The sequence below is a fragment of the Sutcliffiella horikoshii genome (genome assembly GCF_044809035.1).
In the GTDB taxonomy this organism is placed as follows: domain Bacteria; phylum Bacillota; class Bacilli; order Bacillales; family Bacillaceae_I; genus Sutcliffiella_A; species Sutcliffiella_A horikoshii_G.
The window spans coordinates 3,141,012-3,153,286 of record NZ_CP085237.1; the positions used below are offsets into that span (position 1 = coordinate 3,141,012).

9 protein-coding genes and 1 tRNA gene are annotated in these 12,275 nt (G+C 41.2%); all 10 read right to left on the bottom strand.

Annotated elements, in window-relative coordinates; genetic code table 11:
- Positions 1–46: 46 nt before the first annotated feature.
- Positions 47–631 (bottom strand): ribosome biogenesis GTP-binding protein YihA/YsxC, encoded by a 585-nt coding sequence (gene yihA, locus LG307_RS16445; RefSeq protein ID WP_088019034.1) that lies wholly within the window; start codon positions 629–631, stop codon positions 47–49.
- A complete protein-coding gene (gene lon, locus LG307_RS16450; RefSeq protein ID WP_404444190.1) occupies positions 628–2,952 on the bottom strand; it encodes an endopeptidase La in 2,325 nt (774 codons plus the stop codon). Before lon ends, yihA begins: the two co-directional genes overlap by 4 nt.
- A gap of 243 nt (positions 2,953–3,195) precedes the next feature.
- Positions 3,196–4,881, bottom strand: a complete 1,686-nt coding sequence (gene lonB, locus LG307_RS16455; RefSeq protein WP_404444193.1) for an ATP-dependent protease LonB — start codon at positions 4,879–4,881, stop codon at positions 3,196–3,198.
- 315 nt (positions 4,882–5,196) lie between these two features.
- Positions 5,197–6,465 (bottom strand): ATP-dependent protease ATP-binding subunit ClpX, encoded by a 1,269-nt coding sequence (gene clpX / locus LG307_RS16460; protein ID WP_010195793.1) that lies wholly within the window; start codon positions 6,463–6,465, stop codon positions 5,197–5,199.
- Positions 6,466–6,783: 318 nt separating this feature from the next.
- On the bottom strand, positions 6,784–8,070 hold the full coding sequence (gene tig, locus LG307_RS16465) for a trigger factor (RefSeq protein ID WP_404444196.1): 1,287 nt from the start codon (positions 8,068–8,070) through the stop codon (positions 6,784–6,786).
- Positions 8,071–8,289: 219 nt separating this feature from the next.
- Complete coding sequence (locus LG307_RS16470; RefSeq protein ID WP_404444199.1) at positions 8,290–9,294, bottom strand: tetratricopeptide repeat protein; 1,005 nt, start codon at positions 9,292–9,294, stop codon at positions 8,290–8,292.
- A gap of 760 nt (positions 9,295–10,054) precedes the next feature.
- Positions 10,055–10,131 (bottom strand) — tRNA-Arg (locus LG307_RS16475).
- A 172-nt stretch (positions 10,132–10,303) separates the two neighbouring features.
- Positions 10,304–10,807: a metallophosphoesterase gene (locus tag LG307_RS16480; protein WP_404444201.1), complete on the bottom strand. Its 504-nt coding sequence runs from the start codon at positions 10,805–10,807 to the stop codon at positions 10,304–10,306.
- Positions 10,808–10,817: 10 nt separating this feature from the next.
- Positions 10,818–11,420: an XTP/dITP diphosphatase gene (locus LG307_RS16485; RefSeq protein WP_404444203.1), complete on the bottom strand. Its 603-nt coding sequence runs from the start codon at positions 11,418–11,420 to the stop codon at positions 10,818–10,820.
- Position 11,421: 1 nt separating this feature from the next.
- A complete protein-coding gene (rph, locus tag LG307_RS16490) occupies positions 11,422–12,183 on the bottom strand; it encodes a ribonuclease PH (RefSeq protein ID WP_404444206.1) in 762 nt (253 codons plus the stop codon).
- Positions 12,184–12,275: the final 92 nt, after the last annotated feature.

Sequence of the window (12,275 nt, forward strand, 5' to 3'; positions counted from 1 at the left end):
AAAAACTGCGTTCAGAGGATCTCTTCCTCTGATTCGCAGTTTAGTGTTACTTCATTCTTTTTTGCAACATGCCCCAGACTTCATCTTTTCCTTGTCCAGTTTCGGAGGAAAAGAGGATTAACTCGTCTTCTTTATCCATACCGAGTGTTTCTTTTATTACTTTTAAGTGCTTTTGCCATTTCCCTTTAGGGATTTTATCGGCTTTGGTCGCAATGACGACTACTGGAAGCTCGTAATGCTTCAGGTACTCATACATCGTGACATCATCCTTGGATGGTGGATGGCGAAGGTCCACTATTTGCAGAACCGCACGAAGCTGTTCTCTGCTTGTCAAATAGGTTTCCATCATTCTGCCCCATGCATCACGCTCGGATTTCGGGACTTTAGCGAATCCATAACCAGGTACATCGACGAAATGCAACATTTCATTGATCAGGTAAAAGTTCAATGTCTGTGTTTTTCCTGGTTTGGAGGAAGTTCTCGCAAGGTTCTTACGGTTGATCATCTTATTGATAAAAGATGACTTTCCTACGTTTGAACGACCCGCCAAGGCGAATTCTGGTAAAAGCTCACTAGGATATTGTTCTGGTTTAACGGCACTTATGACTATTTCTGCTTGTGTTACTTTCATTTTTTCTCTCCTGCTAATGCGTGTTCTAACACTTGATCTAAATGTGATACTAAAACAAACGTTAAATCTTTTCGCACACTTTCTGGAATATCATCCAAATCTTTTTCGTTCTCTTTAGGTAGTATAACCTTTTTTAGCCCGGCGCGGTGTGCACTCAGTGATTTTTCTTTCAATCCGCCAATTGGAAGCACACGCCCTCTTAACGTAATTTCACCCGTCATCCCCACATCTCTTCTGACCGGTCTGCCAGTTAGTGCTGAAATAAGAGCAGTGGCCATCGTGATCCCTGCGGAAGGACCGTCTTTCGGGACAGCTCCTTCTGGGACGTGAATATGGATATCGTTTTTCTCATTGAAATCCGGGTCAATATTTAATTCATCCGCTCTGGAACGGATAAAGCTGAATGCTGCATGTGCAGACTCTTTCATGACATCCCCAAGTTTACCGGTCAACATCAGTTTACCTTTTCCTGGTGACAGAGATACTTCAATCGATAAAGTATCGCCTCCGACGGTTGTATATGCAAGGCCAGTCGCCACGCCAACCTGGTCTTCCTCTTCCGCCTGTCCATAACGGAATTTAGGCTTGCCAAGGAAATCTGCAAGGTTTTTTTCTGTAATGACTACCCTTTTCTTCTCACCGGAAACGATAAGTTTGGCAGCTTTTCTGCAAATGGATGCAAGCTGTCTTTCCAAACTACGCACTCCGGCTTCACGGGTATGGTGGCGGATGATGGACATTAGTGCCTCATCTCTAATTTGCAGAAGATTCTTCTGTAAACCATGCTCTTTTGCCTGACGAGGAAGCAGATGGTCTTTTGCAATGTTTAACTTTTCGATTTCCGTATAACCAGCAATCGTAATGATTTCCATCCGGTCACGAAGCGGTCCAGGAATGGTTGCTAAATTGTTAGCTGTTGCAATGAACATGACATTGGATAAGTCATACGGCTCTTCAATATAATGGTCGCTAAAATTAAAGTTCTGTTCAGGATCTAAAACTTCCAATAATGCAGAAGATGGATCTCCCCTGAAATCATTGGACATTTTGTCGATTTCATCTAAAAGGAAAACCGGATTGATGGTTCCCGCTTTTTTCATACCCTGGATGATTCGTCCCGGCATTGCTCCAACATAGGTTCTTCTATGACCGCGGATTTCCGATTCATCCCGAACTCCCCCAAGGGAGACGCGGACAAATTTACGATCCAGGGACTTTGCGATGGAACGAGCCAAGGAGGTTTTACCGACACCTGGAGGTCCTGCCAAACAAAGGATTGGACCTTTTAAAGATTTTGTCAGTTGTTGAACAGCCAGGTATTCCAACACGCGTTCTTTCACTTTTTCTAATCCAAAGTGATCTTCGTTAAGAATCTCTTCCGCTCTGATAATATTCAATTGGTCTTCTGTTGCTTCTGTCCATGGAAGGTTCAATAGCCAGTCAATATAATTGCGGATGACAGAGCTTTCTGCGGAACTGGATGGAATTTTTTCATAGCGGTCGATTTCCTTCAATGCGGTCTTTTTCACATTTTCCGGCATCCCGATCTTTTCGAGCTTTACTTTCAGATCCTCGATCTCGCCGCCTTTTCCTTCTTTATCCCCAAGCTCTTTTTGGATTGCTTTCATCTGTTCGCGAAGATAATATTCCTTTTGTGTACGTTCCATAGAACGCTTAACACGCAGGCCGATTTTCTTCTCTAGCTGCAACACTTCTTTTTCATTATTAACATGCTTGATCACTTTGTTCAGACGTTCCTTCACATCTCGCGTTTCAAGGATATCCTGTTTATCTTTCATATTGACAGGCAAATGAGATGTAATGATATCAGCCATTCTTCCAGGCTCCGTTATATCTGAAACGGTATGATATGTTTCAATCGTTGTCTTTTTGGAGAGCTTTGTGTATGTATGAAAATAGTCCAGCAAAGTTCTCATTAGTGCTTCATCTTCCGGATCTTTCTCTTCCGTATCGGGATAAGTCAAAAGCTTGGCTTCCCAATGTGTATCTTTTTCAATGAACTCTTCAATTTTTGCACGTTCCAACCCTTCCACCAGAACACGGACCGTACCGTTTGGAAGTTTTAACATTTGTTTAACTTTTGTAAGAGTACCCCATGTATATAGGTCTTCTTTCGCAGGATTGTCCGTACCCACTTCTTTCTGTGTAGAAAGGACGACAATATCGTCTCCAAGCATCGCTTGTTCTAACGCTTCTATCGACTTTTCCCTTCCGACATCCAAATGTAACACCATTGTCGGAAAGACCATCAATCCTCTTAAAGGCAATAATGGAACATGATATTCCTTATTTGTTGCCATAGTAACACCCCCGTACGCTCTTCCATTATGTATCTTTGTTCAATTCTATCCTAATTAAATTGCCCTGTCTAATTAAAGAGACAGTTTAACCTGTAAAAGAGTATTGTTTTATTATCTTTTACAACTTTGCCTTAGTTAATAAAGAAACGGTAGTAAAAATTTTACCTTTTTCAAGACCCAAGTGCAATAAGTAAGGCTCGGTATATGTAAAACAGGCAGACCGTCACAAGGCCTGCCCACCCTCTACATGGATTCTGTTTTTGGGATGCTGATTGGAGCTTGTAAAATGCTCTCTACGTTCGTTTCCATTATCTTTTCTCTTAATAAAGCAAGATCCAATACTTCTTGGAATTCTTTTACTGGTATGACTTCAATGCCGTCGATTTCTTTAATGATCGATTGCATATTGTCCGCTGGTATGATAACTCTTTTTGCACCAGCTTGTTTGGCCGCTTTTATTTTCGGAATGACGCCGCCGATCGGCTTGACCGTTCCGTGGATACTGATTTCCCCTGTCATTGCGACGAGATTGCTGACTGGAATTTTAAAAATGGCCGAATAAATCCCCGTTGCCATCGCAATTCCGGCAGAAGGTCCGTCGATAGGAATCCCTCCAGGAAAATTAACATGGATATCGTAATCAGCAGCAGGAACTCCAAGTTTTCTTAGTACGGTAATGACGTTCTCGATAGAGCCTTTTGCCATACTCTTCCTGCGAATGGATTTCCCGCCTTGATTCCCCATGCTTTCTTCTTCCACAATCCCGGTAATGTTGACTGTCCCTTTTTTCTCTTCGGTAGGAATCGCCGTTACTTCAATCTCTAATAAGGCGCCGGAGTTTGGACCAAATACGGCAAGTCCATTAACAAGACCAGGTTGCGCATCTTCTTTTATTTTGTTCTCATATTTAGGAGCCAATTGGCTGGAGTGTATCACCCACTCAATATCCTCCACCTTTACCGTATCACGGTCTTCTGTGATAGCTAATCCACATGCAATCTGCATCATGTTTACGACTTCACGCCCGTTTCGTGTATAGGAGGCAAGCAAGCAGATTCCTTCTTCTTCCACCAACATATTGATTTTAGAAGCTGCATTTCTAGCAACAGCCTCCAACTCCACTTGATCCAATTCACGAAAGAAAACTTCCATACATCTTGACCTAATGGCAGGGGGGATTTCATTTGGCGTTCTTGTGGTTGCCCCAACAAGACGGAAATCTGCTGGTAGACCATTTTGGAAAATATCATGAATATGTGTTGGTATTTGATTATTCTCTTCACTGTAATAGGCGCTGTCTAAGTACACTTTCCTGTCTTCTAACACTTTAAGTAATTTATTCATTTGGATGGAGTGCAGTTCACCAATTTCATCAATAAAAAGCATCCCTCCATGCGCATGGGTTACAGCTCCTTGTTTTGGTTGCGGTATACCAGCTTGCCCCATTGCTCCAGCACCTTGATAGATTGGATCGTGCACAGAACCTATCAACGGATCTGCAATTCCTCTTTCATCAAAACGAGCTGTTGTAGCATCTAACTCGATAAAGACGGCAGAGCCCCTAAAAGGAGACTTCGGATTCTTTTTTGCTTCTTCAAGCACTAGTCTTGCAGCCGCCGTTTTCCCTACTCCAGGAGGTCCGTAAATGATGACATGTTGCGGATTTGGCCCACAAATCGCAGCCTTTAATGCCTTGATACCGTCTTCTTGCCCGACGATTTCCTTAAAGCTTGTTGGTCTTACTTTCTCAGCAAGTGGCTCTGATAAAGAAATACTTCTCATTTTTCTTAGTTGTTCCATTTCCTTTTTCGATTCTTTATCAATCGTAACTTTTTGCGTCCGTTGGTTTTTGAGCAGGTTCCAGAAATAAAGGCCGATGATGACCCCAAAGAAAAGCTGTATAAACAGTGCTATACCTGTGAAAGACATAGAAACCCTCCTGCATTCTTGATGTGATTATATGGTAGTATCTCCGTGGGATTGGGTAATAATCCAATAAAAAATATTTGGATAAAATAGGCTTCACACGAAATGATTGGAGGGGATAACTGAAATAAATGAAGAAACTCAGTTGATTGCAGTGGAAGGCGCGCAGAGGAAGGGACAGGCGAGACCCCGCAACGAAGTGAGGAGGCTTACGGACCGCCCGCAGGCAAGCGAAGCGCCTGGAACGGAAATCAACGGTGCTTAAAGTAATTCTTCATTTTAAAAAGCACTCTCCCGAAGGAAAGTGCTCATCATTTATTATGCAGAAGTCTTTTCGTCTTGTTTCAACTCTGACCCATCATCTAAAATTAACTTCGGTGCCACATTATCAGCAACCGTTTCAGCAGTAATCACACACTTCTTGATATCCTCACGAGAAGGAAGCTCATACATAACATCCAGCATGATTCCTTCAATGATAGATCTCAATCCACGCGCACCAGTTTTTCTCTCAATTGCTTTCTTAGCAATCTCAGTTAATGCACCTTCTTCAAACTCAAGTTCCACATTATCAAGATCAAGCATCTTTTGATATTGCTTCACAAGTGCATTCTTAGGCTTCGTAAGAATTTCAATCAAAGCATCTTCATCAAGAGGCATTAAGCTTGCTGTCACAGGAAGACGTCCGATAAATTCCGGAATCAATCCGAAACGAAGTAAATCTTCCGGCAATACTTTTCCAAGCAATTCTTTTTGCTCTAGATCATCCGCTTTTGTTTCAGCAGTTCCGAAACCGATAACCTTCTTACCTAAACGGCGTTTGATGATTTGCTCGATTCCGTCAAATGCTCCACCACAGATAAATAAGATATTTGTGGTATCAATTTGAATGAATTCTTGATGCGGGTGCTTACGTCCACCTTGAGGAGGAACGCTTGCAACAGTACCTTCAAGAATTTTTAATAGCGCTTGTTGTACACCTTCACCAGATACATCACGAGTGATGGACGGGTTTTCAGACTTACGTGCTACTTTATCAATTTCATCGATGTAGATAATTCCTTTTTCAGCTTTCTCCACATCATAATCAGCAGCTTGAATCAGCTTAAGCAAGATGTTTTCTACATCTTCCCCAACATAACCAGCTTCTGTTAAGGAAGTAGCATCCGCAATCGCAAATGGTACATTCAAAATTCTTGCAAGTGTTTGAGCAAGAAGAGTTTTACCGCTACCAGTTGGTCCGATCATAGCAATATTACTCTTAGCAAGCTCTACATCATCAATCTTACTGTTGGAGTTAATACGTTTGTAGTGGTTATAGACCGCTACAGATAAAGATTTCTTGGCAGACTCCTGACCAATGACATATTCGTCTAAAATATCACGAATTTCCTTTGGCTTTGGAACGTCTTTAAATTCTACTTCTTCTTCTGTACCTAACTCTTCTTCTACGATTTCTGTACAAAGTTCAATACATTCATCACATATGTATACGCCTGGACCTGCTACAAGTTTACGAACTTGATCTTGTGTCTTTCCACAGAAAGAACACTTTAATTGTCCTTTTTCGTCATTAAATTTAAACAAATTGTTTCACCCCTTATCATTTCTCTCTTTCCCATCCATCGGCTGGCTTCCTAAAAAATGAGAAGAATCACAAATAACTCATCACTTATAAAAAAATAGTTATGTACTGCATTTTACCACATTTTTGCCTAACATTTCTAATAATAATACTTTGGTTATGTATGGATATTTCAGAAGATGAGTCCGTACTATTGTATCCATGATTTCATTTTACTAACACAGTGATGAATGGAAAAAACGGAAAACTTTGCTTCCATTATGGGTCTAGATGGTACAAAACAAGGCACGATCAAGTCGCGCCTTGTCTCTTAAACTCTATTATGCAACATCTTTGCTGTTTTCTACAAGGAAATCAATTGCTTTTCTAATTTTTAAATCTTCTTTAAGACCTTCAAGGCTACCTAAAGCTTGCTTGATTTGGTCTACAGACATGTTGTACATGCCAGCCATTTTTTCGATTTCTTCGTTTGCTTCCTCATCAGTAACTTCGATGTTTTCAGCTTTAGAGATTGCTTCAAGCGTAAGGTTCATTTTCACACGCTTTTCAGCATCTTCTTTCATTTGAGTACGAAGTGCTTCTTCATCTTGGCCGGAGAACTGGAAGTAAAGTTCCATGTTCATACCTTGCATTTGAAGGCGTTGTTCGAATTCACGAACCATGCGGTCTGTTTCAGTTTTCACCATTGCTTCAGGGATTTCCACTTCTGCATTAGCAGCAGCTTGATCCACTAGCGTGTCGCGTAGGTGGTTGTCAGCTTCTGTTTTCTTCGCTTCTTCAAGGCGAGCTTTTGTTTTTGCTTTTAGCTCTTCAAGTGTTTCTACTTCTTCGTCTACATCTTTAGCGAACTCATCGTCAAGTGCAGGAAGTTCTTTTGTCTTAATTTCATGTAAAGTCACTTTGAAAACTGCAGGCTTACCAGCAAGCTCTTCAGCATGGTACTCTTCAGGGAAAGAAACTTCTACTTCTTTCTCCGCTCCAGCTGCAAGACCTACTAATTGCTCTTCGAAACCAGGAATGAATGTGTTAGAACCGATTTCTAAAGAATAGTTCTCAGCTTTACCGCCTTCGAATGCTTCTCCGTCAACGAATCCTTCAAAGTCCATTACAACTGTGTCGCCGTTCTCAACAGTTCCTTCTTCTTTTACAACAAGCTCAGCTTGACGCTCTTGAAGGCCTTTTAAGTCAGCTTCCACATCTTCGTCCGTTACGTTAGCATCTAGACGCTCAACTTCTAATCCTTTGTATTCGCCAAGTGTAACTTCAGGCTTCACGATCACTTTAGCAGTGAAAACAAGCTTTTCGTTTTTAGCGATAGTTTCGATGTCGATTTCTGGTTGATCAACAGGCTCGATTCCAGTCTCAACAACCGCGTTAGAGTATGCAGTAGGAAGAATGATATCAAGAGCATCTTGGTATAAAGATTCTACACCAAAACGTTGTTCGAACATTCCACGAGGAATTTTCCCTTTACGGAAACCTGGTACATTTACTTTAGTTACTACTTTTTTGAATGCTGCGTCAAGACCTTTATTAACTGTTTCCGCATCAACTTCAATTGTTAATACGCCTTGATTACCTTCTAACTTTTCCCATTTAGCAGACATAATTTTCCCTCCAACATCTATTTTCAAAAAAGATAATGATTTCACACTATCTAATTTGATGAACCACACATGGTGGTTGTTGTTTTTCTACATTTTTGCTGCAAGTACACAGTCTTAAACACCCCTTGTTACAAGAGGTTAATCTAAGAACCTATATCGTATATACAGTTTACAACCCTTACATTATAACATAATCCCAGATGAGTTCAACACATACCCTCATAATCGTAAATATGAAAAATCTTCAAGCTTATTGATTTCCCTTATGGCTGACTTTACTTCCATCTTCGAAACATTATATTCTTCTGCCAATTCATCATCCTTTGCATCTAAACCAAACAGTTCAAGTCCGGCACTATGCAGTCCTGCTGCCCATACTTCTGGTTTTTCAGGTGTCAGGGGCAGCGGAAACTGGACGGTATGAATTCGAACCAGCATTTCTTTTAGCCCCTCAAAAAGAGATGGATTATCGGTTTCCACTTTATCTTCCAGTATGGAAATGATTTTATTCAAGAATGGATCCGCTTCTCCATTGACTAAATTGGTCGGAACTATGGTGATTCGTTGACCCATTTTGGTTACTTCTGTTTCCTTGTCCCACCCTTGTTCTATAAGAATGTGGAGCAAGAAGGTTTTCAGGACCGGATGCTTCATTTCATCTTCTAGGTATTTCTGAATGTCTGGGATGAGCGGACGAATATTCCGGTGCTTCAACGATTGGATGAGTTCATATTGTTTCTGGACATTCCCTTCATGAAGCAAAAACAGGTCATCCTCTTGATCATTATAATCTGGTTCCGTTAATTCATTTTCTTCTGAAGGAAGCATCTTTCTAGCAAACTCCAAAAGCTGATAGAAATTTTGTGCATACTGCGCCGGTAGCTTATCCTCTTCAAGAATCGCTTCAATGGTCGTTTTGACTTCCGCATACTCCTTTAATTGAATAAGTACCGTTATGTATATTTGAAGCACATGAAAGTAATCGCCAATATCCTCGCGCAGCATTTTTTTGCAGCGATTTCTCGCCTCTGTAAGCTGACCGAGCTCCATGTAGCACACAACCATGCCAAGCTCTACTTCTGCATAGGCATACTCATTTTCGCGGGCCTGTTCAAACAGCTCCAGCGCCTCGGAAAACTTTTTCTCTTTCATCGTCTGCATGGCTTTTTCCAGCAGTCTTTGTTTTAAGTTGGGAAACTCCACTATCTTTTTTGGTTTTTTCATATGTATAGCCGTCCTATTTTTATTATGGAAATATTTGAAACAAGTTTATCAGTGTTTGGAAGGGAGTACAAGCGATAGGGGTGGACGGAGAAACTTTGTAAAATGTTTAGTTAACCGAACGACTTGTGAATGCTGCTATTTTGTCTAATAGAAGCGGTCTATTAGACCGTACAAGGACCGGTAGCTCCAGTTTTGTCTATTAGAAGCGGTCTATTCGACCTCTCAATGATCGACCACTCCAGTTTTGTCTATTAGAAGCGGTCTATTCGACCTTACAATGATCGACCACTCCAGTTTTGTCTAATAGAAGCGGTCTATTCGACCTTACAAGGACCGGTAGCTCCAGTTTTGTCTATTAGAAGCGGTCTATTCGACCTCTCAATGATCGACCACTCCAGTTTTGTCTAATAGAAGCGGTCTATTCGACCTTACAATGATCGACCACTCCAGTTTTGTCTATTAGAAGCGGTCTATTCGACCTCTCAATGATCGACCACTCCAGTTTTGTCTAATAGAAGCGGTCTATTCGACCTTACAATGATCGACCGCTCCAGTTTTGTCTAATAGAAGCCCTCTATTCGACCTTACAAGGATCGACCACTCCAGCATTGTCTAATAGAAGCCCTCTATTCGACCGGACAAAGGTTTTTGTTGTTATCTTGTCTATTAGAACACAAAAAACACCATGTCATCATTTTCATCAACACTCTTCAGAAAAAGTGTTCATAAAAATGCACATCGTGTTTATTATTAGGTAAAGTGGCGTCCCAGGAGGGATTCGAACCCCCGACACACGCCTTAGAAGGGCGTTGCTCTATCCAGCTGAGCTACTGGGACATTTATTGAAATTATGTAACCAACGATAAGAAATATTTACTAATTATCATCAGCGACAAGATTTATTATATGAGATATAGTATTTAAAGTCAACACTTTTTAAAAACTTTTCTCAAATAATTTTAACTCACTTGTTTCTTCTATAAAAGAGAGGGAAAATCCCTCCCTCCTGTTACTTTTCAAATGTATGGGAAGAAAGTTTTTCTCCCTTTTCATTATAGTAGTGTACAAAATAACATGCTTCTTTTGCATCAAGTATAGCATACGTTTTGTTCCGTGTCATACGTGGAAGTTCAATACTTCCCGGGTTGATAAATAGAATCCCGTCCAAATATTCCACTCCTGCTATGTGGGAATGTCCGAAACATACGATATTAGACTCTTCTTCCTCCGCTGCGTATTTTAATGGCAGTAAAGAAGATTTCACTTGATACAAATGGCCGTGCGTAGCAAAAAGCCGATGGATGCCGATTTCCTTTGTTAATTGTTGAGGATAATCATCGTCAAAATCGCAGTTTCCTCTTACTCCATAAAAGCCTTTCATTTCTTCACTAGCTGACGGAAGTTCCGAATCTCCACAATGAATGAAAAGATCCACTTCCCCTTGATGACGGGCCTTTATTTGCCGTAGTACCTCTGCTTGTCCGTGATTGTCACTAACAATTAAAACTTTCATGCTTCCACTCCTAGTTTTTGCGGGAGAGCATCTCCCACTGATTGGTTAACTCTTTAATGGCATTTCCCCTGTGACTGATTTCACTTTTTTCTTCCTTGGAGAGTTGGGCCATTGTCTTCTGTTTTTCTTGCACATAAAAGATTGGATCATAACCGAATCCGTTTTCTCCAATAGGCTCTCCCGCAATGATTCCTTCACACGTTCCGCGAACGGTAAACTTTTCTCCTTCAGGATCCACTACCGCAAGGACACATACAAACCTAGCCGTACGTTTTTCATCAGCAATTCCTTCCAAGCCATGAAGTACCTTTTGAATATTTTTTTGATCATCTTTATCCATACCCGCATAGCGTGCAGAGTACACACCAGGTTCGCCATTTAATGCATCGACTTCCAAGCCCGAATCATCCGCAAGCACCATTTTCCCAAGATGTGCAGACACCACCTCCGCCTTTAATAATGCATTTTCTTCAAAAGTTGTACCCGTTTCCTCCACATCAGGTATTTCAGGAAAATCCGCTAGAGATTTCACTTTAAATCCTTTTGGTTCGAAAATCACTTCAAAATCCTTGACCTTTCCAGGGTTGTTGGTCGCGATAATTATTTCCGTCATTTCAAATTTCTCCTTTTCCGTTAGCACTGATACTTTCAGCCAAGGTTCCCAAAGCTCTTTTTTGTTCTTCTACCAAATGTAAGATACCCTCTTCTCCGAGGTCTAACAGTTCGTTAAGCTGTTTTCTTGTAAAGGTAGCTTCTTCCCCGGTCCCTTGCAGTTCTACCAAATCCAATGAACCCGTCATGATGACGTTCATATCCACCTGGGCAGTAGAATCTTCTATGTAGTTTAAATCTAGCAATGCTTTGCCATCCTCCATCACCCCAACGGATGTCGCAGCTAAAAAGTTATTCACAGGTAGACTTGCTAACTTCTTTGCTTTAACGAGTTTTTGAAAAGCCAGGACCATCGCCACAAAGGCACCCGTAATAGAAGCCGTTCTTGTCCCTCCGTCCGCCTGAATAACATCACAGTCTATCCAGATTGTTTTTTCGCCTATTTTATCGAGTTCTACCACAGAACGAAGTGCGCGGCCAATTAGTCGCTGAATTTCCATTGTCCTACCGGTTACCTTGCCCTTTGTGGACTCGCGCATTGTTCTTTTTTCTGTTGCCCTCGGAAGCATGGAATACTCTGCTGTTATCCACCCTTTGCCCCCACCGCGCATGAAAGGCGGCACTCTGTCTTCTATCGTGGCTGTACAGATTACTTTCGTGTTTCCTACACAGATCAATACCGAACCTTCGGGATGAGTGATGTAGTCTGTAATTATTTCAACCACTCTTAATTGATTATGCTCTCTACCATCTGATCTCGACATACTTACAAACTCCTTTTTGTGTCCAATAAAAATAAAGAAGAGGTAGCATAGCACCTCTTCTAATCATTCTTTCCTTAGTATAACAAATTTCA